This is a genomic window from Kitasatospora sp. NPDC004289 (assembly GCF_053602875.1).
The window spans coordinates 273099-296416 of record NZ_JBSGEL010000001.1; the positions used below are offsets into that span (position 1 = coordinate 273099).

23 protein-coding genes, 1 tRNA gene and 1 other RNA gene are annotated in these 23318 nt (G+C 72.3%); 17 read left to right on the forward strand and 8 right to left on the reverse strand.

Going from position 1 to position 23318, the window contains the following annotated elements; translation table 11 throughout:
- Nucleotides 1-108 precede the first annotated feature (108 nt).
- Entirely contained in the window at nucleotides 109-975 is an 867-nt protein-coding gene (locus tag ACWEPF_RS01235; RefSeq protein WP_452170908.1) for a hypothetical protein, read from the forward strand.
- Nucleotides 976-1109: 134 nt separating this feature from the next.
- On the opposite strand, the gene ACWEPF_RS01240 is transcribed toward ACWEPF_RS01235, so the two are convergent.
- Nucleotides 1110-1194, reverse strand: a tRNA-Ser gene (locus ACWEPF_RS01240).
- A 132-nt stretch (nucleotides 1195-1326) separates the two neighbouring features.
- On the opposite strand from ACWEPF_RS01240, the gene ffs reads away from it, so the two are divergent.
- The 10 genes from ffs (at nucleotide 1327) to ACWEPF_RS01290 (ending at nucleotide 10970) form a co-directional block, all read left to right on the forward strand.
- An RNA gene (gene ffs, locus ACWEPF_RS01245) (signal recognition particle sRNA small type) lies at nucleotides 1327-1417 on the forward strand.
- A 50-nt stretch (nucleotides 1418-1467) separates the two neighbouring features.
- Nucleotides 1468-3735, forward strand: coding sequence for a DNA polymerase III subunit gamma and tau (locus tag ACWEPF_RS01250; protein ID WP_452170909.1), 2268 nt, complete (start codon nucleotides 1468-1470; stop codon nucleotides 3733-3735).
- An 89-nt stretch (nucleotides 3736-3824) separates the two neighbouring features.
- Nucleotides 3825-4163 carry a YbaB/EbfC family nucleoid-associated protein gene (locus tag ACWEPF_RS01255; protein WP_345287003.1) on the forward strand — a complete coding sequence of 113 codons (339 nt, stop codon included), beginning with the start codon at nucleotides 3825-3827 and terminating at the stop codon, nucleotides 4161-4163.
- Between the two features lie 151 nt (nucleotides 4164-4314).
- The gene (gene recR, locus ACWEPF_RS01260) at nucleotides 4315-4914 is read left to right on the forward strand and encodes a recombination mediator RecR (protein ID WP_345287001.1); all 600 of its coding nucleotides are present in this window, start codon (nucleotides 4315-4317) and stop codon (nucleotides 4912-4914) included.
- Nucleotides 4907-5560, forward strand: coding sequence for a DUF5063 domain-containing protein (locus ACWEPF_RS01265; RefSeq protein WP_345286999.1), 654 nt, complete (start codon nucleotides 4907-4909; stop codon nucleotides 5558-5560). The genes recR and ACWEPF_RS01265 overlap by 8 nt, the downstream gene beginning before the upstream one ends.
- 293 nt (nucleotides 5561-5853) lie before the next feature.
- Nucleotides 5854-7134, forward strand: a complete 1281-nt coding sequence (locus ACWEPF_RS01270) for an aspartate kinase (RefSeq protein ID WP_345286997.1) — start codon at nucleotides 5854-5856, stop codon at nucleotides 7132-7134.
- The gene (locus tag ACWEPF_RS01275) at nucleotides 7131-8198 is read left to right on the forward strand and encodes an aspartate-semialdehyde dehydrogenase (RefSeq protein ID WP_449796096.1); all 1068 of its coding nucleotides are present in this window, start codon (nucleotides 7131-7133) and stop codon (nucleotides 8196-8198) included. The genes ACWEPF_RS01270 and ACWEPF_RS01275 overlap by 4 nt, the downstream gene beginning before the upstream one ends.
- A 298-nt stretch (nucleotides 8199-8496) precedes the next feature.
- The gene (locus ACWEPF_RS01280; protein ID WP_345286994.1) at nucleotides 8497-9027 is read left to right on the forward strand and encodes a SigE family RNA polymerase sigma factor; all 531 of its coding nucleotides are present in this window, start codon (nucleotides 8497-8499) and stop codon (nucleotides 9025-9027) included.
- Nucleotides 9020-10090 (forward strand): hypothetical protein, encoded by a 1071-nt coding sequence (locus ACWEPF_RS01285; RefSeq protein WP_449796095.1) that lies wholly within the window; start codon nucleotides 9020-9022, stop codon nucleotides 10088-10090. Before ACWEPF_RS01280 ends, ACWEPF_RS01285 begins: the two co-directional genes overlap by 8 nt.
- A 79-nt stretch (nucleotides 10091-10169) precedes the next feature.
- Nucleotides 10170-10970 carry an SURF1 family protein gene (locus tag ACWEPF_RS01290; protein ID WP_452170910.1) on the forward strand — a complete coding sequence of 267 codons (801 nt, stop codon included), beginning with the start codon at nucleotides 10170-10172 and terminating at the stop codon, nucleotides 10968-10970.
- 87 nt (nucleotides 10971-11057) lie between these two features.
- Here the strand turns inward: ACWEPF_RS01290 and ACWEPF_RS01295 are convergent, their stop codons facing one another.
- Together ACWEPF_RS01295 and ACWEPF_RS01300 are read right to left on the reverse strand one after the other, a co-directional pair.
- Entirely contained in the window at nucleotides 11058-12875 is a 1818-nt protein-coding gene (locus ACWEPF_RS01295) for a S9 family peptidase (protein ID WP_452170911.1), read from the reverse strand.
- Between the two features lie 189 nt (nucleotides 12876-13064).
- Nucleotides 13065-13574: a hypothetical protein gene (locus tag ACWEPF_RS01300; RefSeq protein WP_345286988.1), complete on the reverse strand. Its 510-nt coding sequence runs from the start codon at nucleotides 13572-13574 to the stop codon at nucleotides 13065-13067.
- Between the two features lie 328 nt (nucleotides 13575-13902).
- Here ACWEPF_RS01300 and ACWEPF_RS01305 point away from each other — a divergent pair, with 328 nt between their 5' ends.
- Entirely contained in the window at nucleotides 13903-14328 is a 426-nt protein-coding gene (locus tag ACWEPF_RS01305) for a hypothetical protein (protein WP_345286986.1), read from the forward strand.
- 162 nt (nucleotides 14329-14490) lie between these two features.
- On the forward strand, nucleotides 14491-14745 hold the full coding sequence (locus ACWEPF_RS01310) for a hypothetical protein (protein WP_345286984.1): 255 nt from the start codon (nucleotides 14491-14493) through the stop codon (nucleotides 14743-14745).
- 67 nt (nucleotides 14746-14812) lie between these two features.
- Here the strand turns inward: ACWEPF_RS01310 and ACWEPF_RS01315 are convergent, their stop codons facing one another.
- Nucleotides 14813-15340, reverse strand: a complete 528-nt coding sequence (locus ACWEPF_RS01315) for a gamma carbonic anhydrase family protein (RefSeq protein ID WP_345286982.1) — start codon at nucleotides 15338-15340, stop codon at nucleotides 14813-14815.
- A 116-nt stretch (nucleotides 15341-15456) separates the two neighbouring features.
- A complete protein-coding gene (locus ACWEPF_RS01320) occupies nucleotides 15457-16158 on the reverse strand; it encodes a TetR/AcrR family transcriptional regulator (protein WP_452170912.1) in 702 nt (233 codons plus the stop codon).
- Between the two features lie 128 nt (nucleotides 16159-16286).
- Here ACWEPF_RS01320 and ACWEPF_RS01325 point away from each other — a divergent pair, with 128 nt between their 5' ends.
- The 3 genes from ACWEPF_RS01325 (at nucleotide 16287) to ACWEPF_RS01335 (ending at nucleotide 19613) form a co-directional block, all read left to right on the forward strand.
- Entirely contained in the window at nucleotides 16287-16922 is a 636-nt protein-coding gene (locus ACWEPF_RS01325; protein ID WP_452170913.1) for an NADPH-dependent FMN reductase, read from the forward strand.
- 9 nt (nucleotides 16923-16931) lie between these two features.
- Entirely contained in the window at nucleotides 16932-18356 is a 1425-nt protein-coding gene (locus ACWEPF_RS01330; RefSeq protein WP_452170914.1) for a DHA2 family efflux MFS transporter permease subunit, read from the forward strand.
- 174 nt (nucleotides 18357-18530) lie between these two features.
- The gene (locus tag ACWEPF_RS01335) at nucleotides 18531-19613 is read left to right on the forward strand and encodes a hypothetical protein (protein ID WP_452170915.1); all 1083 of its coding nucleotides are present in this window, start codon (nucleotides 18531-18533) and stop codon (nucleotides 19611-19613) included.
- Nucleotides 19614-20063: 450 nt separating this feature from the next.
- Here ACWEPF_RS01335 and ACWEPF_RS01340 read toward each other — a convergent pair whose 3' ends face one another.
- The 3 genes from ACWEPF_RS01340 to ACWEPF_RS01350 all read right to left on the reverse strand — a co-directional run bounded on the left by ACWEPF_RS01340 (nucleotide 20064) and on the right by ACWEPF_RS01350 (nucleotide 22427).
- Nucleotides 20064-20723, reverse strand: coding sequence for a ribonuclease D (locus ACWEPF_RS01340; RefSeq protein ID WP_452170916.1), 660 nt, complete (start codon nucleotides 20721-20723; stop codon nucleotides 20064-20066).
- A complete protein-coding gene (locus tag ACWEPF_RS01345; RefSeq protein WP_452170917.1) occupies nucleotides 20698-21411 on the reverse strand; it encodes a hypothetical protein in 714 nt (237 codons plus the stop codon). The genes ACWEPF_RS01340 and ACWEPF_RS01345 overlap by 26 nt, the downstream gene beginning before the upstream one ends.
- Before the next feature lie 536 nt (nucleotides 21412-21947).
- Nucleotides 21948-22427, reverse strand: a complete 480-nt coding sequence (locus ACWEPF_RS01350; protein ID WP_452170943.1) for an NUDIX hydrolase — start codon at nucleotides 22425-22427, stop codon at nucleotides 21948-21950.
- Between the two features lie 18 nt (nucleotides 22428-22445).
- Between ACWEPF_RS01350 and ACWEPF_RS01355 the strand changes: the two genes are divergently transcribed.
- Complete coding sequence (locus tag ACWEPF_RS01355) at nucleotides 22446-23225, forward strand: GntR family transcriptional regulator (RefSeq protein ID WP_452170944.1); 780 nt, start codon at nucleotides 22446-22448, stop codon at nucleotides 23223-23225.
- Nucleotides 23226-23318: the final 93 nt, after the last annotated feature.

Consider the following 23318-nt stretch of genomic DNA (forward strand, 5'->3'; position numbering starts at 1 on the left):
GGCGAGGGGGTCGTGCGGCAACGATCTTCGACCCACCCCCGGTCGTCGTCGCCGCGCCCCCGGGGTGTAGGAAGATCCCCGACCGCACCACACAAGGGGGACCCACGCATGACGCGTCGTCACATCCGCAGATCCGCCGTCTCGCTGCTGGCCGCAGCCGCCCTGGCGGGCATCGTCCCGGCGCCGCAGGCCAGCGCCGAGAGCACGCCGATCTGCCGTCAGGACCCGATGTACACCGACGACATCAGGGTCGCGCTGGACTCGGGCGCGCGGCTGACGGCCGGCCAGACCCGCACGGACCACACCGGCTCGACCGCGCTGCGGATGCAGCCGGACGGCAACCTGGTGCTGTCGCTGGTGAACTCGACCGGCGGGCCCGACCACGCGATGTGGTCGAGCGGGACGTGGGGCAACCCCGGCGCCTACGCGGAGATGCAGGCCGACGGGAACCTGGTGGTCTACCGCCAGGACGGCACCGCGCTGTGGTCCACCCGGACCTGGGGCTCCCCGGGGGCCAAGGCCTACTTCAACCAGGCTGGCAACCTGTACGTGCTCGTCGCCAACGTCAGCTCGAAGGCCCTGTGGGAGAGCCACACCACCCGGCGGGCGGCCTCCTTCTGCGACGCGGACGCGAGCCGGCCGGACCACCAGGGCGAGCTGTACGCCGGCAGCTGGGCCCAGTCGGCCAGCGTCTGGCTGATCATGCAGCCGGACGGCAACCTGGTCATCTACCGCAAGCGGGACGACGCTCCGATCTGGTCCAGCGGCACCTGGCACATGTACCCCTGGGTGCTCAACATGCAGGCCGACGGCAACCTGGTGATGCGCTACCAGATCGACGCCCCGGTCTGGTCCACCGGCACCTGGGGCAACCCGGGCGCCCGCGCCGTGCTCCAGGACGACGGCAACTTCGTCGTCTACCGCCAGGACGGCCGGCCGCTCTGGTCCACCGGCACCTGGGGAGCCGCCGGCTAGGACTCCGGCCTCGCCGAGCTCCGCCCCTGCCCGGCCGTCGGCCGGGCAGGGGCGGAGCTCGGCGAGGCGGGTGCGGGGACGGCCCGGCAACGACGAAGGCCCGGACCGCTGAGCGGTCCGGGCCTTCGAGAAGGCGGAGGATACGAGATTCGAACTCGTGAGGGTTTTATCCCAACACGCTTTCCAAGCGTGCGCCCTAGGCCTCTAGGCGAATCCTCCGTGGGAGAGCTTAGTACATGTTCGGGGGTGCTCGCGACCAACCATCTGCAGGTGGTCGGGGGTGGGTGCCTGGGGATGGGTGGGCGGGTGGGGTGGTGCGGCTTGGGTCCGGGATCCGCTACTGTGGGGACCAGCCCCTCGTGTGGCGTCATCTCTCTGAACCCCCCCAGGGCCGGAAGGCAGCAAGGGTAGGAGGGCTCTGGCGGGTGCACGAGGGGTCCTTGCGTTCCCGGGAGCGGCCCGGCTGTCCGTCTGGCCCGATATCGTCGGGGTGTGTCCCTAGCCCTGTACCGCCGCTACCGCCCCGAGACTTTCGCCGAGGTCATCGGGCAGGAGCACGTGACCGCTCCGCTCCAGCAGGCCCTGCGCAACAACCGGGTCAACCACGCGTACCTGTTCAGCGGGCCGCGCGGCTGTGGCAAGACGACGAGCGCCCGCATCCTGGCCCGCTGCCTCAACTGCGAGCAGGGCCCGACCCCGACGCCCTGCGGCGAGTGCCAGTCCTGCCGTGACCTGGCGACCGGCGGGCCGGGCTCGATCGACGTGATCGAGATCGACGCCGCCTCGCACGGTGGTGTGGACGACGCGCGCGAGCTGCGCGAGCGGGCGTTCTTCGCGCCGGTGCACAGCCGGTACAAGATCTTCATCCTGGACGAGGCGCACATGGTGACCTCGGCCGGGTTCAACGCGCTGCTCAAGGTGGTGGAGGAGCCGCCGGAGCACCTCAAGTTCATCTTCGCCACCACCGAGCCGGAGAAGGTGATCGGGACGATCCGGTCCCGGACGCACCACTACCCGTTCCGTCTGGTGCCGCCCGGCACGCTGCGGGACTACCTGGCGGAGGTCTGCGGCCGGGAGGGCATCCAGGTCGAGGACCCGGTGTTCCCGCTGGTGGTGCGGGCGGGCGCGGGTTCGGTCCGTGACTCGATGTCGGTGATGGACCAGCTGCTGGCGGGCGCGGCCGAGGGCGGCGTGACGTACCAGATGGCCACCGCGCTGCTCGGGTACACCGACTCGGCGCTGCTGGACGAGGTGGTGGACGCCTTCGCCGCGCACGACGGGGCGACGGTGTTCCAGGTGATCGACCGCGTGGTCGAGGGCGGGAACGACCCGCGCCGCTTCGTCACCGACCTGCTGGAGCGGCTGCGCGACCTGGTCATCCTGGGGACCGTGCCGGACGCCGGGGAGAAGGGCCTGATCGACGCGCCGGCCGATCGGATCGCGATCATGCAGGCCCAGGCGGACCGCTTCGGCCCGTCCGACCTCAGCCGGGCGGCGGACATCGTCAACACCGGCCTGACGGAGATGCGCGGGAACTCGGCGCCCCGGCTGCAGCTGGAGCTGATCTGCGCCCGGGTGATGCTGCCCGGCGCGTACGGGGACGAGCTGTCGCTCCAGGCCCGGCTGGACAAGCTCGAGCGGCGGGCGACGGCGGGCGGCTTCGCCGCTCCGGTGCAGGCCGCCCAGGCGATGCCGCAGATGCCCCAGGTGCAGCAGGTGCCGCAGGTGCAGCAGGTGCCGCAGGTGCAGGCCGCTCCGGTGGAGATGCCGCCGGTGCCGGCCGCCCCCGTGCCGGAGCAGTCGACGGCGCCTCAGCAGCCCGCCCCGCAGGGCGGGGTGACGCCGGCTCAGCCCGCGCCCGGCGCTTGGCCGATCCCGCGCAGCTTCCCGGCCGGTGGCGGTGCGGCGGCCCCCGCGCCCGCACCCGTCCCGCAGGCCGTCCAGCCCGCGGCCCCGCAGCCCGTGCAGCCGCCGGCCCCGCCCGTGGTGCAGCAGCCGCCCGCGGCCGGCCAGCCGTCGGCGGCCGCGCAGCAGGGGGCGGGTCAGGTGCGGCAGCTCTGGCCGCAGATCCTGGAGGCGGTGAAGAACCGCCGCCGGTTCACCTGGATCCTGCTGAGCCAGAACGGGCAGGTGGCCGGGTTCGACGGCAGCACGCTCCAGGTCTCGTTCATCAACGCGGGCGCCCGCGACAGCTTCGTCAGCAGCAACAGCGACGACGTGCTGAAGCAGGCGCTGGCCGACGCGCTCGGCGTCGACTGGCGGGTGGAGTGCATCGTCGACCCGTCGGGCGGTGCGGGCGCCGCGCAGCAGGCCCCGGCCGCTCCGGCGGCGCCGGCCGGAGGTGGTTGGGGGGCGCCGCAGCAGCAGCCGCAGGCGTTCCAGCAGCAGGCCCGCCCGCCGCAGTCCTTCCAGCAGGCGGCTCCGCCGGCCCCGCAGCCGCAGGCCCAGCAGGCCCCGGCGCAGACGGCCCCGCCCGTCCAGCAGCAGCCCCCGGCGCCCGCAGCCGTGCAGGCGCCCCCCGTGCACTCCGCGCCCCAGCCGGCTCAGGCACCTCCGGCGCCCCAGGCGGCCGCCCCGGCGCCCGCGCCGGTGCCCGAGCCCCCGCTGGAGGAGTACCCGCCGGACGACTACGACATCGAGGGCGACGCGGTCTACACGGGCCCGCCCACGCACGCGCAGCAGCCGGGCGTGGACCCGACGGAGCTGATCGTCCGTGAGCTCGGGGCGACGGTGCTGGAGGAGATCCGGCACAACCGCTGAGGACGCCCGGCGGCGGCACCCGGGCACGTAGGCTCGGCCCGAAGCGTTGGACCGAGCAAGAACGACTCGAGATCTCACAGGAGTGACCCGTGTTCCCTGGTGGTGGCCAGCCCAACATGCAGCAGCTGCTCAAGCAGGCGCAGAAGATGCAGGAGGAGCTGGGCAAGGCGCAGCGCGAGCTGGCCGAGACGCACGTCTCGGGTTCGGCGGGCGGCGGTCTGGTCGAGGCGACGGTGACGGGCGCCGGTGAGCTGGTGGCGCTGACCATCGCCCCGGCCGCGGTGGACCCGGACGACACGGAGACGCTGGCCGACCTGGTGCTGGCCGCCGTCCGGGACGCCAACGCGACCGCGCAGAAGATGCAGGCCGAGCGGATGGGCCCGCTGGCCCAGGGTCTCGGCGGCGGTCTGCCCGGCCTCGGTTTCTGAGGTCCCGAGCACCCGGCGCGCCGGTTCGAACGCGCTGCGGGGATTTATCGTGAGTCGGGCGTCGGACGGTGTGTCCGGCGCCCGATTCGTTGGATGATGGCACCGGAGCCGGCGGCGTGACCACCGGCCCGGGCCGAAGAGAGGCGCGACGTTGTACGAGGGCGTTGTTCAGGACCTGATCGACGAACTGGGCAGGCTGCCCGGCGTCGGGCCCAAGAGCGCGCAGCGGATCGCCTTCCACGTGCTCCAGGCCGACCCGGTGGACGTCCGGCGGCTGGCGCACGCGCTGCTGGAGGTCAAGGAGCGGGTCCGGTTCTGCGTGACCTGCGGGAACGTCGCCGAGGCCGAGCAGTGCCGGGTCTGTCTGGACCCGCGGCGCGACCTCGCGGTGATCTGCGTGGTGGAGGAGCCCAAGGACGTGGTGGCGATCGAGCGCACCCGCGAGTTCCGGGGCCGGTACCACGTGCTGGGCGGAGCGATCAGCCCGATCGAGGGGGTCGGCCCGGAGGACCTGCGGATCCGGGAGCTGATGACCCGGCTCGCGGACGGCACCGTCACCGAGCTGATCCTGGCCACCGACCCCAACCTGGAGGGGGAGGCGACCGCCACCTACCTGGCCCGGCTCTGCAAGCCGATGGGCCTGAAGGTGACCCGGCTGGCCAGCGGCCTGCCGGTCGGTGGGGACTTGGAGTACGCCGACGAGGTCACCCTCGGACGGGCCTTCGAAGGGAGACGACTTCTCGATGTCTGACCAGACCAGCGGCACCCAGATCAGCCACGGCGCGGACGAGCCGGACGACTTCGCGGTGCAGATCGCGGACTCGGTCGAGAGCTTCGTGCTGGCCGTGACCGAGGTCGCCCGCGGCGACGAACCGGGCAGCGCGGTCTCGCTGCTCCTGCTGGAGGTCTCGCAGCTGCTGCTGGCCGGCGGGCGCCTCGGCGCGATCGAGGACGTGCTGCCGGAGGACCGGTTCGAGCCGGACGCCGGGCCGGAGCCGGACGGCATCGAGCTGCGGGAGAAGCTGGCCGAGCTGCTGGCCCCGATCGACGTCTACCACGAGGTCTTCGACCCGTACGGGCCGCCGGAGAAGCCGAACGCGTTCCGGATCTCGGACGACCTGGCGGGCGTGGTCAGCGAGCTGCGGCACGGGCTGACGCACTACCAGGAGGGCCGGATCAGCGAGGCGCTCTGGTGGTGGCAGTTCTCCTACCTGTCGAGCTGGGGCTCGACCTGCAGCGCGGTGCTGCGGGCGCTCCAGTCGCTGATCGCGCACGTCCGGCTGGACAGCCCGATCGGCGCGGTGCCGGACGGTGCGGACACCGACGACGACGGCCTGACGGACGAGCAGTTGGAGCAGCAGGCGGGCGACCTGATGGCCGCCGAGCTCGGTCTGTAGACGATCGGTGACCCGCCCGGGCGGCGAGTGTGACGCACCAGTCATCCGCGCCGTCCGGGCGGGAAAACCGGGGCCGCGCGGGCCCCGTCCCGGCAATTCTCCGGGGCGGACCGGCCGCGCCCGCAGACTCGCCGGTGCGCTCTGACCGGGGAACGAGATCACCGTCTCATCATATGGAAACCGCAGGTGGGGGCCGCCTCGCTCGCTAGACTGGCGCCCGACCGCAGAACCCCCGCTCACCGGGGGTGCGGGGGCCACCACCCCCCGAAAACGACACTAGTCGAGGAGCGCACGTGGGCCTTGTCGTGCAGAAGTACGGCGGCTCATCCGTTGCGGATGCCGAGGGCATCAAGCGCGTCGCCCGCCGGATCGTAGACGCCAAGAAGGCCGGCCATGAGGTCGTCGTCGTGGTGTCCGCCATGGGTGACACGACGGACGAGCTCATCGAACTCGCGGAGCAGGTCTCCCCGATCCCCTCCGGGCGCGAGTTCGACATGCTGCTGACCGCCGGCGAGCGGATCTCGATGGCCCTGCTGGCCATGGCGATCCGGTCCCTGGGCCACGAGGCCCAGTCCTTCACGGGCAGTCAGGCCGGCATCATCACGGACTCCGTGCACAACAAGGCGCGCATCATCGACGTGACGCCGGGCCGGATCCGCAGCGCGCTGGACGAGGGCAACATCGTCATCGTCGCCGGCTTCCAGGGCGTCTCCCAGGCCAGCAAGGACATCACCACGCTCGGCCGCGGCGGCTCGGACACCACCGCGGTGGCGCTGGCCGCCGCGCTGAGCGCCGAGGTCTGCGAGATCTACACCGACGTGGACGGCGTCTTCACCGCCGACCCGCGCGTGGTGAAGAAGGCCCGCAAGATCGACTGGATCGGTTTCGAGGACATGCTGGAGCTGGCCTCGTCCGGCTCCAAGGTGCTCCTTGACCGCTGTGTGGAGTACGCGCGGCGCTACAACATCCCGATTCACGTACGCTCGTCCTTCTCCGGTCTGCCGGGGACCATTGTCAGCAGCACCAACCCGACCAAGCCCGAAGGGGGCGAGATGGAGCAGGCGATCATCTCCGGAGTCGCCCACGACACGTCCGAGGCCAAGGTCACGGTCGTCGGCGTGCCCGACAAGCCGGGCGAGGCCGCCCGGATCTTCCGCGCCATCGCGGATGCCGAGGTCAACATCGACATGGTGGTGCAGAACGTCTCCGCCGCGTCCACCGGCCTCACCGACATCTCCTTCACCTGCCCGAAGACCGAGGGCCAGAAGGCCATCGACGCGCTGGGCCGGGTCAAGGAGGGCATCGGCTTCGAGTCGCTCCGCTACGACGACGCGATCGGCAAGATCTCGCTGGTCGGCGCGGGCATGCGCTCCAACCCCGGCGTCACCGCGACCTTCTTCGAGGCGCTCTCCGAGGCCGGCGTGAACATCGAGCTGATCTCCACCTCGGAGATCCGCATCTCGGTGGTCACCCGTGCCGACGACGTCAACGAGGCCGTCCGCGCCGTGCACAGCGCCTTCGGCCTGGACAGCGACACCGACGAGGCGGTCGTCTACGGCGGCACCGGCCGATGACCTCCGCGGGGAGGAGGCCGAACCTCGCGGTGATCGGCGCCACCGGCGTCGTCGGCGGGGTGCTGCTCGGCCTCCTCTCCGTCCGTCAGGACGTCTGGGGCGAGGTCAGGCTGCTGGCCTCCTCCCGCTCCGCGGGCCGGAAACTGACGGTCCGTGGGGTGGAGACCGAGGTGGGCGAGCTCACCGAGGAGTCCCTGGCCGGCGTCGACGTGGCGGTGTTCGCCGCGCCGGACGCGGTGGCCGCCCGCTGGGCCCCGATCGCCGCCGCCAAGGGCGTCGTGGTGGTCGACGGCTCGCCGGTCTTCCGGCAGGACCCGGACGTCCCGCTGGTGGTTCCCGAGGTGAACGCCCCGTCCGCGCTGATCCGTCCGCGCGGCATCCTGGCCACCCCCGGCTGCGCCACCCTCACCATGATCGGCGCGCTGGCCGCGCTGCACTCCGAGTACGCGCTGCGCGAGCTGGTGGTGGCCTCGTACCAGGCCGCCTCCGACGCCGGCCGGGCCGGGATGGCCACCCTGCGCGGGCAGTTGGGCGAGATCGCCGGCACCGGCGTGGGCGAGCTGACCGGCGACCTGCGGGCCGTGGTCAGCGACCACGGTCCCTTCCCCGCCCCGCTGGCGATGAACGCGGTGCCCTGGGTCGGCGTGCCGGCCGAGGACGGCTGGTCCTCCGAGGAGGTCCGCCTGCGGGACGAGCCCCGCAAGGTGCTCGGCCTGCCCGGCCTCAAGGTCTCCGCCACCTGCGTGCGGATCCCGGTGCTCACCACCCACTCGCTGGCCGTGCACGCGGTCTTCGAACGCGAGGTCACCCGCGAGGCGGCGCAGGAGATCCTGCAGGGGGCGCCCGGCGTGGTGCTCTACGACGATCCGGCGGCGGGTGAGTTCCCCACCCCGAACGACGCGGTCGGCACCGATCCGGTCTGGGCAGGGCGCGTCCGGCGGGCCCTGGACGACCCCAACGCGCTCGACCTCTTCCTCTGCGGCGACAACCTGCGCAAGGGCGCGGCGCTCAACCTGGCGCAGACCGCCGAACTGGTCGCCGCGGAGTTCGCCGCCCTGGGCTGAACCGACCCCGGCCGCGGCGGGCCCGGACCTGCCCCGTGGCCCCGCGGGCGTCCGGAGTTGGGCCGCTCGATCCCGGACGTTCCGTCAGATTCCCTCCCCGGAGCACTGGAGGGCCTCGGTCCGGTACGCGAGAATGGCCCGCAGTCCGGGGCAACCATGGCAGGGGGTCGAGTGTCCAACAGGCGTGGCGAACGTGGTGGGGGCAGTACGCGTGGGCACAGCGCACATCGGGTCGGTGCACGTGGGTCCCGTGCGCCTGGGTACGGTGCGCGTGGCGGCGCGTCCCGTCGATAACCCGGTGGGCACCGCCCCGGAGGCGCTGGGGGCCAGCGTCGACCACCTGACCGAGACCTACCGGGCGCACTACCGCTCCCTGCTCCGGCTGGCCGCCCTGCTGCTGGACGACATCTCCTCCTGCGAGGACGTGGTGCAGGAGGCCTTCATCCGGGTGCACGCCGCCCGCCGCCGGGTCCGCGAGCCCGAGAAGACACTGGCGTACCTACGCCAGACCGTGGTGAACCTCTCCCGTTCCACCCTGCGCCGCAGGATCATGGGTCTGCGCCTGCTGCCCAAGCCGATGCCTGACATGGCCAGTGCAGAAGAAGGCGCCTACGATGCGCTGGAGCGCGACGAGTTGAAGGCCGCGCTCCGGGGGTTGCAACGCCGTCAGCGGGAGGTGCTGGTGCTGCGCTACTACGCGGACCTGACGGAGGCCCAGGTCGCCGACCTGCTGGGGATCTCGATCGGTTCGGTCAAGGCGTACGGCTCGCGCGGGCTGGCCACGCTCCGGGTACGGATGGACCAGGGCGCGGGGACGGACGATGACTGACCACCAACTGCCTTCGGGGGAGGACCAGTTGGAGAACGAACTGCGGAGCCGCCTGCATCAGGCGGTGTCCCGGCTCGAACCCGATGCGGCGGCCCTGCCGCGGCTGCGGCAGGAAGTCCCCAGGCGCCGGGCCCGGCACCGCACGCTCTGGACCACGGCCGCCGCGGCGGTGCTGCTCAGCGCCGCGGCCTGGCCCACCATTCAGGGCGTCCAGGGCCTCGACCTCTCCGGCGGCCCGGTGGAGAGCCCGACCGTCGGCGCCGCGCCCAAGGCGACGGGCGTCCTGCGGCCCAGCCCCAGCGGCACCACCCGCCCGGTGCCGCAGGCGCCGGCGGGCTCCGGCACCCCGAGCGCGGCCACCGGATCGCCGTCCGCCACCACCCCACCGCTGCCGCAGGCCACCGCCGGCGGGCCGGTGGCCGGGATGCCCGGCGGCTCGCCGACACCCACGGCCACGGCCCCGGCCTGCACCGCGGCCGACCTCGGGCGGGCCTCCGTCTCGGTCGGGCGGCCCGACGCGGCCGGGAACGTGTACGGGTGGTTCCGGGTCCAGAACGTCTCCGCGCGGACCTGCCAGCTGACCGGCGGCGGGGCGGTCACCTCCGACCAGGCCCGGATCCGGGTGGCCGTCCACACCGCCGGGGGTCCGGCCACCGCCCTGCCCGCACCCACCGCGAACGGGCCGCTGCTGCTCGCGCCCGCCGCGGCCTACCTGGTCCGCTTCGGCTGGGTCCCGGAGACCGCGTGCCCCGCACCGACCCCGGCACCGGGGCCGACCTCGGCCGGCGTCCCCGAGAAGGGCGAGGCCGCCCAGGCCCGGGCCGCCGTCCCCGCCCCCTCCGGCTCGGGCGCCCCCTCCGAGGCGCCCGGCCCCGAAACCTCGCCCACCCCGACCCCGACCGCCTCGCCCACCCCCGGTCCGGAGACCACCCTGCTGCTCACCCACGTCCCCGACCCGGGCGGCCAGCCCGTCCAGGCCACCGTCCCGAACGCCTGCACCGGCACGGTCTACCGCACCGCCCCCGAACCCGACCCCCAGCCGACCGCCTCGCCGGCTCCGTGAGCCCGGGGGCGCGGGCCCCGGGGCAGCCCGAGCGGACCTGGTGCCGGGGGCCGGTGTAGGGCCGGTTACCGTGGTGCGTGTGTACCGGTTCCTCCTGACTTCGCGCTGGCTCGGCGGCACCGTGGTCGCCCTCCTCGCGATCGTGGTCTGCGTCCTCATGGGCAGTTGGCAGCTCAGCCGCTTCGAGGACCAGGTCGACCGGCACCAGGACGCCGAACGCACCGCCACCGCCGGCTCGACCGGCCCGGCCGTGCCGCTCGCCGAGCTGCTGACCGGCCCGGGCGCGAAGGTGACCACGGACACCGTCGGCCGCTCCGTGACCGTCTCCGGCCGGTACGACCGAGAGCACCAACTGCTGGTCCCCAACCGGACGGTGGACGGCCGCCAGGGCCACTACGTGCTCACCCCGCTCTGCCCGGAGACCGGCGCCGCCCCCTGTGTCCCGGTGGTCCGCGGCTGGGCCCCCGGCAGCCCCTCGGCGGACGCCCGGGCCGTACCGGACGTGCCGGACGGCACGGTGACGGTGGCCGGCCGCCTCCAGGCTCCGGAGAACAGCGGCAGCGACGGCGCCGTGACGGGCGGTCTGCCCGCCGGCCAGCTGGGCACCATCAGCCCGGCCGCGCTGGTCAACGTGCTGCCGTACCCGACCACCGACGGCTGGCTGGCCGCCGACGCCGTGCCGGACGGCTTCACCGCCGTGCCGACGGTGCAGCCGCAGGGCGGCAACGGCCTGAGCCTGCGCGCCTTCCAGAACCTGGGCTACACCCTGGAGTGGTTCGTCTTCGGCGGCTTCGTGGTCTTCATGTGGTTCCGGCTGGCCCGCCGCGAGGCGGAGCGGGCCAGGGACCGGGCCCTCGGGCTGGACCCGGTCCTGGACTGACCCCCCGTCAGTCGCGCCCCGTCAGTCGCGCTCCGTCAGCTCCGGGCGGTGCGCCCGTCCCGCGGGGTCACCGTGCCGCCCGGGAGGTCACTGCGACCGCCCCAGGTGCCGCAGTGCGAAGCCGATCTCCAGCCGCAGCTGCTTGATCCGCTCCTCGACCACCAGCGACCCGTGCCCGGCGTCGTAGCGGTAGACCTCGTGCTCCTTGCCGAGCTCCTCCAGCCGCGCCACGTAGTTGTCGATCTGCCGGATCGGGCAGCGCGGGTCGTTCAACCCGGCGCTGATGTAGACCGGGGCCTTCAGCCGCTCGACGTAGGTGATCGGCGAGGAGGCCCGGTACCGCTCGGGCACCTCCTCCGGCGAGCCGCCGAAGAGCGTGCGGTCCAGCGACTTGAGCGCCTCCATCTCGTCCTCGTACGAGGCGAGGTAGTCGGCCACCGGTACGGCGGCCAGGCCGAGCGACCAGCTCTCCGGCTGGGTGCCGAGGCCGAGCAGGGTGAGGTAGCCGCCCCAGGAGCCGCCGGAGAGCACCAGCTGCGCCGGGTCGGCCAGGCCGGAGGAGACCGCCCAGTCGCGGACGGCGCCGATGTCCTCCAGCTCGATCAGGCCGATCCGCTCCTGGAGGGCGTCGGTCCAGGCCTGCCCGTAGCCGGTCGAGCCGCGGTAGTTGACCCGGACGACGGCGAAGCCGTGGTCCAGCCAGGCGGCCGGGCCGGCCGCGAAGGAGTCGCTGTCGTGGTGAGTCGGGCCGCCGTGCACCTCGAAGACGGTGGGGAACGGCCCCGCCCCGTCCGGCCGCTGGACCAGCGCGTGCACCCGGCCGCCGGGGCCCTCGACCCAGACGTCCTGCACCGCCACCGAGCCCGGTGGCACCGGGCCGGGCGCCCGCAGCACCACGTGCCCGGCGGTGGAGCGGACCGCGGCCGGCTCGGCGGCGGAGGACCAGAGGAACTCCACCGTGCCGTCCGGACGGGCGGTCGCGCCCGAGACGGTGCCGCGCGGGGTGGTCAGCCTGGTCAGCTCACCGCTCGTCAGCTCGTAGGAGAAGAGCTCGCTGCGGGCCTCGTACTCGTGCTCCACCAGCAGGGCGGCGGCCCCGGGGCGCCACTGCGCGGAGAGGTCGCCGGGGAACTCCCGGCCCTGCTCGTCGCGGAGCACCAGCTCGGTCTCGGTGCCGGTCGCCACGTCCCAGATCATCGGCTCCCAGCGGCCCCGGCGCTGGTGCGCGACCAGCAGCCGGGTGTCGCCCTCGGCCGGGGCGAAGCCCAGGCAGGCCAGCCCGCGCGGGTCCTGACGGCCGGTCACCTCGTCCAGCTCGGCCACCGCGGCGCCGTCGGAGAGGCGGAGCACCCGGATCGCGGAGTGCATCGCGTCGCCGTGCTCGGTGTGGTCGACGGCGAGCAGGGAGGAGTCGTGGCTCAGGTCGCCGATCCCGCCGTACTCCTGGTGGTGGTAGACCGTCTCGAGGTCGGCCGAACCCGGGCGGCGCAGGTGGATGGTGGTGCCCTCGTCGTCCTCCGAGGTGCCGACCAGCACGGTGCCGTCCCGGCCCAGCGCCAGGCCCGCGCCGTACGCGGCCTCGATGCCGGGGACGGCGAGCTCGTCCGGGCCGCCCGCGAAGGGCTGGCGCCGCCAGACGCCCAGTTCGTCGCCGTCGGTGTCGTCGAACCACCAGATCCATTCGCCGTCCGGGCTGAGCTCGGCGTCGGTGGTGCCGTTGGGGCGGTCGGTCACCCGGCGGTGGGTGTCGGCGGTGCGGTCCCAGGCGTAGACCTCGTAGGTGCCGGTGGAGTTCGACACGTACAGCGCCCGGTCGGGTGCCTCCTCGGCCCAGTCCGGCAGGGAGACCCGCGCTGCTCGGAACCGCTGCTCCCACGCCGGTACGGCACTCGTCTCGTCAGTCATCTTCCCAGGGTGTCACGCCCGGGGGGTGCTCCAGCAGGGGTTGGCCGACCTGACCGGCCGTCAGCGGCGCGAGTCCCGTTCCGGCCGTCAGCGGCGCCGGCCCCGTTCCGGCCGTGGCTCCGTTCCGGGCTCCGTTCCGGGCTCCGTTCCGGCCTCCGGCCCGGGGCGGTTCCCGCTCCGTTCGGGGGCTCAGTCCAGGGTGGTCTCCACGACGCGGATGCGGTCGCGCCAGACGGTGACGTCGGTGGCGCCCCGGCCGCCGCCGAAGGACTCGGCCAGGGCGCGGTCGAAGGCGCCGGACTCCAGGGCGTCGGCCAGCCGTTTGGCGCGGCCGAACCGCTCCTCGTCCGGCCCCTGGTACGGCAGCCGGCGCCACCGCAGCGAGGTGGCGCCGGGCCCGTAGCGGTGGCCGCCGAGGCTGGGGTGGGGGAGGTCGAGGGAGAGCGCGTAGAGATCCTGTTCGGCGTGGTCGGTGGTGGTGCGGAACCACGGCGGCCCGATCCGCAGCCCGGCGGTCCGCCCGTGCTCGTCCGGCACCGGACCGGACTGCGACCAGCCGAACGCCGCGATCACCGGGTCCCGCTGCACCGCTTCGAACAGCGGCCGCAGCGCCGAGAGCGGCCGTTGGGGCACCCGGGTGGCGACGGGGCGGCGGCTGCGGTGGATCGGGACTCCGAAGAACTGGGTCGGCGTGGACACGGTGCCTCCTGCTGCTGCTCTGTGCTGCTGGGCTCTCTGCCGCTGGGCTCGCTGTACTGAGGGGGTCGCGGTACCGCTGGGCTGCGGACAGGACCTTACCTAGATGCGTTCGCGAACGCGAACACGTATTCGAATTATTTCGAACGGCGCCGCCCGGAGCGAAACGGGCTGGTGGGAGGGGTGGGGGAAGTGGCAGCATCGGCCGGTTGGCGCTGTTAGCCTCGGTCGCGAACGCGGCTGTTCGCGCGCCGACCGACCGGGGGCGACGGTCCGGGTCGATGTCCGCGCCCCAGAGCGGGGCCGGTGGCCGCGAGGGAGAGAGCACGAGATGCCTGGGACGACGGCCGGCGGCGCCGACGATGCGCTCTCGGTGCTGGTCCGCGAGGCGCTCGACCGCCCGGGGATGACCTTCCGCCGGCTCACCGAGGCCACCGTCGACCCGGCCACCGGCTACCGCCCCGGCACCACCTGGCTGCACAAACTGGTGCGCAACGAGGTGGTCCGCGCCCCCGAGCCCCAGGTCCTGCGCGCCCTCGCCACCGGCCTCGGCCTGCCGCTGGCCCGGGTCCAGCGCGCCGCCGCCGCCCAGTACCTCGACTACGTCACCACCGAGCTCACCGGCCTGCCCGCCGACGCCCGCGCCATCGTGGCCCACCTCGTCGAGCTCGACCCCGCCGACCTGCCCAAGGTCCGCGCGGTGGTGGAGGACTTCGTGGCCCGCCGTTCGAACCCGGAAGGCCCCGCCGGAGGCTGATCCGGGCGGATCTCCGGTGCTGTCCCCGCCCTCGCCGCGGCCCCGTCTGTCAGACCCGTGCGGTATTGCGGTTCCGCGCGCTTCTCGCCAGCCCCCATAATCGGGTGTACGTTCGATTCCATCTCGGTCGAACGCGTCCACCGCCACCGGGAAGGGGGTCAGATGAACAGGGTCAGCTGGTACCACGCCGAGCTCGACGACGGCGCTCCCCTCGTCCTGCTCACCTTCCCCGACGAGTCCGTCCTCATCGGCGATCCGCGCACCCTGCCCCCCAACCTCCTCCCCGCCCTCGCTGCCACCCTCGCCACCGGCCCCCTCGTCCCGGCCCGCCTGCACGCCCTGCTGGCCGACGCGCTCCGGGGCGAGGGTCCCGCGGCCGAGGGGTCGATGTCCCTCCCCGCGGGCGAGCTCCGCTGAGCGGCCGGCTCCGCCGGTCGGCTCGGGTGGTCGGCTCCGCCGGTCGGTCGGCTCGGGTGACGTCGGGTCAGTTCCCGGGGATCTCCGCATGGGCGCGGGCGAGCAGCAGGTAGCCCTCGCCGTTGGCCTTGATGCCGGCCTTCTCCTCCTCCGTCAGCGCGCGCTTCACCTTGGCGGGCACCCCGGCCACCAGCGAGCCGGGCGGTACCTGCATGCCCTGCGGCACCACGGCCCCGGCGGCGATCAGCGAACCGGTGCCGATGCGGGCCCCGTTGAGGACGGTGGAGTTCATCCCGACCAGGACGTCGTCCTCCACCACGCAGCCGTGCAGCACCGCGTTGTGGCCGACCGAGATCCGCGCCCCGAGCACCGCCGGGAAGCCCGGATCGGCGTGCACCGTGCAGTTGTCCTGGATGTTGGTGTCGGGGCCGACGGTGATGGTCTCCGCGTCCCCGCGCAGCACCGCCCCGTACCAGACGCTCGCCCCGGCCCCCACCGTCACGGCGCCGACCACCACCGCGTTCGGCGCCACGTACGCCCCCGGGTCCACCTGCGGTTCGAGCCCGCCGACCCCGGTGATCAGTGCCTCCGCCATGCCCGTACCCCTCTTCCTCTTCTTCTCGCGCTCGTCCTTGCCCCGCCGCGGCCCGCCCCGCCCCGGCCCTGAGTCCGGCGCCTCGGCGGGTGCCGGCGCCAGCCTAGGCCCGCCGCCTAACTCCCGGCCCGGTAGGCCCGGAGGAAGGCGGCGACACCGCCGGTGACCAGGCGGTCGATCCGCTCGGGCGGCAGGGGCAGGACGCCGTAGTGGGAGAGGTGGACGATCGGCTGCGAGCCGAGCGCCATGAAGTGGGTGGCGGCCAACTCCGGGTCGCCGTGCAGGTCGAGCAGGCCCGCCGAGGCCAGCCCGCCGAGGGCCTCGGCCAGTGCGCGGGCGACCGGCGCCGGTCCGGCCTCCTGCCAGGTGGCCAGCACCTCCGCCGGCACGTGGCCGGCCTCGGCGTGGATGTGCCGCACCAGGGCGAAGTGGTCCGGGTAGGCGGCCATCAGCTCGACGAAGGCCCGGGCCACGGCCGTCAGGTCGCGCTCCAGGTCCTCGGGGTGGGGCGGCCTTGCAGGGTCCAACATCGCTGCCAGGAGCCCCAGTTGGGCGTCCTTGACCTGGCCCGCGGTCCACCGGATGACGGCCTCGAAGAGCTGGGCCTTGCCGCCGGGGAAGTGGTTGTAGAGCGTCCGGGTGGAGACCGCTGCGGCGGCCGCGAGCGTGTCCACCGAGGCCCGCGCGTAGCCCTCGCGGCCGAACACGCCGCAGGCCGCGCTCGCCATCGCCATCTGCTTCTCCAGCCGGCGCGGCGGCACCGTCTCCCGTGCCTGCGCCACCCAGGCGTCGTTGCTGCTGCCCGTCATGCCCGTCATGCCCGTCCCTCCTCCTGCCTCTCCTACCGCCGACCTAGGTACAACGACCGTTATCGTTGTGACAACGCTCGTTGTACTTTACTCGACGTCGGGCCGCACCGGGCGGTCCGTCAGGGAGGGGAACACCCATGTCCGTCAACGCCGTTCACCCGTCGGCCGCCGTCACTTCCCCCGCGGAGCTGCCGCTGCGCGTCGCCGTGATCGTGGCCAGCGTCCGCGAGGGCCGCCACGGGCCCGCCGTCGCCGACTGGTTCCTGGGCGTGGCCGCGCGTCAGGGCGGCGCGGTGTACGACGTGATCGACCTCGCCGAGGTCGACCTCCCCCTGGCGATGCCGAAGTGGGGGAGCGAGCCGTCCGCCGAGGTCGCCGCCGCGCTGGCCGACGTCACGCCCCGCCTGACCGCCGCCGACGCCTTCGTGATCGTCACGCCCGAGTACAACCACAGCTTCCCAGCCGCCCTGAAGAACCTGCTCGACTGGCACATGGGCCCCTGGCACGCCAAGCCGGTCGGCTTCGTCTCCTACGGCGGCCTCGGCGGCGGACTGCGCGCCGTCGAACAACTCCGGCTGGTCTTCGCCGAGTTGCACGCCACCACGGTCCGCGACACGGTCAGCCTGCACGGCCCCTGGTCCGGTCTCGGCCCCGACGGCGCCCCGCGCGACCCTGCCGTCGCCGAGGGAGCGGCCAAGGGCATGCTCGGCCAACTGGCCTGGTGGGGGCGCGCCTTGCGGGCCGCCCGGGCCGCCCACCCATACCAGGGCTGAGGCGCCGCCGTGTCCACCGCACGCACCACCCCCGCCTCTCCTCCCTCCGCTCCCGCCTCCTCCCCTCCCTCCTCCTCGGTGCTCAACCGCACCCTCCTGGTGGTCATCACCGGCTCGGTGATGTCGGTGCTCGACATCACCATCGTCAACGTCGCCCTGCGCAGCCTCACCACCGCATTCGCCGCCCCGCTGGAGACCGTCCAGTGGACCGCCACCGCCTACACCCTGGCGCTCGCCGCCGTCGTTCCCACCGCCGCCTGGGCGATGGGCCGGATCGGCGCCAAGCGCAGCTACCTGACCGCCCTCGCCCTCTTCACCCTCGGCTCGCTGCTCGCCGCCTGCGCCTGGAGCGCGGGCAGCCTGATCGCCTTCCGCGCCGTCCAGGGCCTCGGCGGAGGTCTGCTGATGCCGGTCGGCATGACGATGGTGATGCGGGCCGCCGACCGCAACCGGCTCGGCCGGGCCATGGCCCTCTCCGGGTTGCCCGTCCTGATCGGCCCGGTGCTCGGCCCGGTCCTCGGCGGCTGGCTGCTGGACGTCGCGGACTGGCGCTGGATCTTCCTGGTCAACCTGCCGGTCGGCGCCCTGGCACTGACCCTCGCCGCCCTCCTCCTCCGCCCCGACGCACCCGCCTCCGCCGCTTCCTCGGACGTCGCGCCCCGCCTCGACCTCCCCGGCCTGCTCACCCTCCCGCCCGGCCTGGCCCTCCTCCTCTACGGCCTCACCCTCGGCGGCGAACGCGGCGACCTCACCACCCCCGGCGCCGCCCTCCCGGCCCTCGCCGGAGCCGTCCTGATCGCCGCCTTCGTCCGCCACGCCCTGACCGCCCGTCAGCCCCTCCTCGACCTCCGGCTGCTCCGCGACCGCACCTTCACGGTGTCCGTCATCACCCTGGCCCTCTTCGTCAGCGGCTACTTCGGCTCGATGCTGCTCGGCCCGGTCTACTGGCAGCAGGTCCGCGGCCTCTCCACCACCACCGCTGGCCTGCTCGGCGCCCCCGTCGGCCTCACCGTCGGCCTCGCCATGCAGCTCGCCGCCCGCCGGATCGACCGCACCCCACCCCGCCGCCTGATCCCGGCCGGCGTCGCCCTCGGCGCCCTCGGCATGGCCCTGACCGCCGCCCAGATCGCCGACCCCACCGTCCCCGCCTGGCGGCTGGTCGCCTCCGCCATGCTCATGGGTGCCGGAGCCGGCACCGTCCTGATGCCCACCATGACCACCGCCACCAGGGCCCTCCCCACGGACCGCCTCGCCGCCGCCGGCACCGCCCTCAGCATCAACTCCCAACTCTGGGCCGCCTCCGGCACCGCCCTGATCTCCACCCTCCTCACCACCACCGGCTTCCCCACCGCCTACACCGCCGCCGCCCTCCTCCTCACCCTCGCCCTCCTCCCCGCCCTCCTCCTCCCGGCCCACCGCCCGCCGGAGGGCTGACGGGTCGGCGCACCGCCACCAAAACCCCGTATGTCACACCGGTCCCACACGATTACAGTGACCATTGACGAGATTCGTCCGTATCCCGACGGCCGCCGTGCCGGCGGGATACGCGCGTGCTCAGGGGTCGTCGCACCGACGCCCCGGACAGATCGACCACGGGGGAAAGCACCCATGCGCCACCGCCTGCTCCGCAGCGCGTTCATATCCCTGCTCGCCGCCTCCGCCCTGGCCGGCACGGCACCGATCGCGGCGCACGCCGCCCCGGGCACGCCGGGCGCCCCGGGCACTCCCGGCGCTCCGGCCGCTGCGGGCAAGTCCGGCCCCGCCGACGCGCGGGCCGCCGCGGCCTCCGGCGCCGCAGCCGCCGCAGCCGCCGCGGCAGCTGCGGAGAAGGCCTCCGCCGCGCCCGCCGCCAGGTCGTTCGCCGCCGCCCCGGCCGCAGTCGACCCGGCAGCCTGTGACCTTGCCTACTCCGACCGGCAGACCGTCATCAACATCGGCGAGAAGCTCACCTCGGGCCAGAAGATCACCAGCCCCAGCGGCTCCACCGAGCTGGTCATGCAGCCCGACGGCAACCTGGTGACCTACGCCCTCGGCAACCCCGGCGGCCCGCGCCTCCCGCTCTGGAGCACCGGCACCTACAACAACCCCGGCGCCTACGTCACCATGCAGCAGGACGGCAACTTCGTCGTCTACCGCGCGGGCGGCGGCCCCGAGTCCGGCGGCGCCCTCTGGAGCTCCAACTCCTACGGCACCAAGACCGACCGCACGCCCAAGGCCTACCTGCGCTGGGACGGCGCCCTCATGGTCCTGGGGCGCAAGAACTACAACTGGCAGACCGACTTCTGGAACGGCACCCGCGAGCGCGGCACGCGCCTGTGCGCGGTCCAGGGCGACAACTCCTACAACTACTGGTTCGACGGTGACTGGGCCCAGACCGCCACGGTGTGGATGATCGTGCAGGCCGACCACAACGTCGTCATCTACCGCAAGAGCGACGGCAAGGCCATCTGGTCCAGCGGCACGTACAACGTCCCGTACCCGATCATCGAGCTGGTGATGCAGGCCGACGGCAACCTCCTGCTGCGCGACTGGATGCACCCCGCACAGGTCACCTGGGCGGCCGGCACCTACAACAACCCCGGCGCCTACGCCCTCCTCCAGGACGACGGCAACTTCGTCATCTACAAGTCCGACGGCGGCCCCGGCAAGGGCGGCGCGCTCTGGTCCACCGACACCTGGAACAAGGTCTGACCCCCTGACCCGCTCCTGACGAACGGTCACCCAACAGCAGGGGCCCTGCCCGACACCCCAGGCAGGGCCCCTCCGCACACCCACCCGCCACGACCCGCCCGCCCCACCGGCACCTGACCAACCGTCACACGGCCACGCCCCCAGGCCAGCCACGTACGCCCCCGCCGGACCCCACCCGAGGCCCGGCCACCAAAAACGACAGAGGCCCTGCCGGATTTCTCCGGCAGGGCCTCTGCACTGGGTCGGGGTGGCGGGATTTGAACCCACGGCCTCTTCGTCCCGAAGCAACCCGAGGAGCACCACCACCTGCGAGCGAACCATCGCTGACCTGCACACATGATCCCCGAACGTCCGTGGTCGTTCGCCAGGGTGCGAGGTTGTTGTAGCTCAGTTAGACACTCAGTGAGCAGCCTGCTGAACCCGGAGGTCAGCTGGAGCTCGCGCTTCGACCTAGTAGTCGAAGGGGTTGGGGCAGCCTAGAAGCCGGAGCCTGGTCTGGGTTGGAAGGAACTTGCAGGTTTCCATGTAGAGGTCAGATAGGTTCTTCTCTGACAGCTCTTCGTAGAGAATCCCGTAGAGCTCCAAGAGGAGTTCGACATCTCCGACCGCGTAGGCCACTTGGCGACTGGTCAGCGCATCGGCGGTCCAGTCGGTAAATCGGACGGACTTGTCTAGCTCAACGCCGAAATGGCGTCGCATCAGGTACTTGAGAGAGTGGTTCCCTGGCGCTACGCGAGGTTCGACGATCTTGGCTGCAATCTTGGTGCACCGAATATTGCTCGGCTCCACCTTCCATGCGTATGCCATAAATGAAAGGTCGAATGGCGCGTGGTGGAAGACCTTCACCACTGAGGCGTCTGCCAGGAGCCTGGCCAAAAGGGCCGGGGACCGGCCGGCGAGATCCTTCACCACGAAGGTGCCTACGCTCGGCGCGTGTAGCTGACACGTGCCGATCTCTGATGTCTCTGGGTCGAGCCCGTTGGTTTCGATGTCCCATGCGACGCAACCGGCCCCCAGCAGGCCCTCGAACGCGACCTGAGACAGGTCTCCCGAGAGAATCTGGACAGGCCCTACCCTGCCGGGCTCAGGGGTAGAGTTTCGTGCTTGCATTCAAAACCCCCTCTAGGTCGTCTTCGAAGAAGTCGAACAGCGAACCGCCCTTGTGGCAGGTGAACGCTGGGACTGTGCCGCTTCGGCTGTCCTTGTGGTGGTAGAGAGTGACAACGAAGTGATCGTCCACCCGATAGGCAGTGAAGGCTCGAAGCACAGTGGACGTGTAGATCTCCACTCGGCCTGTGCCGGCGTATGCGTCTAGAGCCTTGTACCCGTCGATGGCCTCGTTAAGCTTCGCGCGGACCTGTGCTGCACTCATGTGGAAGCGATTGGCCAGCAGCTTGACGCAGGTGTTGTCTGTGGGGTCTGGGAGGCAGACGCGGATCTTGGCGCCCGTGCGCCCGGCCATCGCCGTCAGCTTCGCCTGGTGCGTGTTTCTCCAAGTGGCCGCCCAAGCCGCAAAGATATCGAGATGCTTCGCTGACTTTAGATGGTCATCCCAGTCGATCGCCTTGGTGTAATCGGTCCCAATGAATTCAAGGCCAGCTGAAACGATGTCGTTCTTCAGGCGCAGGATCTCAAGGGTCTCGTTGAGAAACGAACGCCTTCCCATGAATTCCCAGATCAAGGCGAGGGCTACGCCAGCGATCACCAGCCCGGCTAGCTGGTTCAGGAAGGCGGCGATGCCGGGATGGGCTGCAACGTCCTTCAGCCCTGCTACATAGAGAAGGGCGAGTCCAGCCACGAGCACTCCACCTGCAATGCCCAGGTATGTCAGTGTGTTGACTCGACGGTATGGACTAGCGGCAGCCACAGTTCCTCCCCACTGTCTGAGCCGACGTTATGCTCCCGCTCTGACAGCCGGGCCGTTCGGCACTGGTCGCTAGAGCCTAGCGGCGCGCAACCCCTAAGTCCTATCGCCTGGTTGAGCCTTGATCACGTGGGTGGTGGAGCGGTTTTGGCCGGTGTCCTGTCGGGGTTGGGTCCGAGCATGATCGGGGGGCCGTAAGCTGACCCGCGAATCGGGCAGGCTCCTCGCCTGCCCGCAATCTGGCCGAGTGGCCCCCCGGTCTTGCTCGGTGCGGGCCCCGGGCTCGACAGGTGGGTAAAACCGCGGAGCCGCCCGCCCCCAGCCACGGCGGGGTTGGCCCACCTCGGATCGTCCGTCGCCTGGCGCGGCCGGCCGCCGCCGAAGCGGGGCGAAGACAGGAGCGGCGGCGAGCGGCTGGGGCCGCGCGCGGCGCGCTTGCGCGCCCTTGAACCCGTAAAGAAAGTTTTTACTCACTCACCTACCAGGGCCAACGTCTTCCCGTCGTGGGCGCGGACGTGCGGCGCCTCGTCCTGGAGCGCGTCAGTGATCCTGATCGCGTAGACCTCGCCCATGGTGGCCGTGACCTCGTCAGGGGTGAGCCAGGAGACGGCCGTCGACTCGTCGGACAGCTGCTCGTGCCCGCCCTCGGGGGTGCAGCGGAAGACCAGCGCGACGACGCCCCGGACCATGTTCTTGTACACGCCGGTGAGGCGGTCCACCTGGACGTTGATGCCTGTCTCCTCGAAGACCTCGCGGCGGACGCCGTCCTCCAGGGTCTCGCCCAGTTCGAGCACGCCGCCCGGGGGCTCCCAGGTGCCGTTGTCGGCTCGGCGGATAGCCAGGACCCGCCCGTCTTCGCGCACCACGACGCCGGCCACGGACACAGAGTGGAGGGGCGTCGACGGTTGAAGATGTTGATGCGGGGGGTTGATACTCATGTACAGGAGAATAGGAGTCTGAGAAGGACTATGGCGAGCGGTGAAGCGGCCTCGACGGCCAAGGCGAAGTACCAGCAGATCGCGGATGACCTTGCCGCGCAGATCCGTTCGGGGGTCCTGGCTCCTGGAGCGGCGGTTCCGAGCGAGTCAGAGTTGATGGAGCGTTACGGCGTGGCGTCCGGCACCGTCCGGAAGGCAGTCGCGGAGCTGAGGACGACTCAGCTGATCGAGACCCACCACGGCCGCGGCTCCTTCGTCCGCTCCCGTCCCCCGGTGCAGCGCAAGTCCTCGGACCGATTCCGCCGCGCCCATCGGCTCGCGGGCAAGGCTGCGTACCTGGCTGAGGCTGAGCAGTCCGGCGGTGTTCCCTCCGTGAACGTGCTCTTCGTGGGCCCGACTCCGGCCCCGCCCGAGATCGCTGAGCGGCTCGAAGTTCCGGCCGGCGCCCAGGTGTTGGCCCGCAAGCGGCGGTACTTCCGTGACGGGACTCCCACGGAGGAGGCGACCTCCTACCTGCCGTGGGACGTGGTGAAGGACATCCCGGAGATGTTCGCCGAGAACCCCGGCGGAGGTGGGATCTACGCCCGGCTCGAAGAGCACGGCTACGGCCTGGCGGAGTTCACCGAGACGGTGCGGGCCCGGCTCGCCAGCAAGGCGGAGTCGTCCTCCCTCGCGCTGAGCCCGGGGTCGCCGGTGATCCATCTCGTCCGCAACGCCACGACTTCGGCCGGCCGCGTGGTCGAGGTCTGCGACACGGTGATGGCCGCTGACCAGTTCGTTCTCGACTACCGGTTCGCCGCGAAGGACTGACGGAACCTCAACTTCCGCAACCCACTGCCGGATTCTTCCCGCAGTGGGTTGACTCATATACAGGAGTCGGGCACTCTTCTATCACTCGCTCAT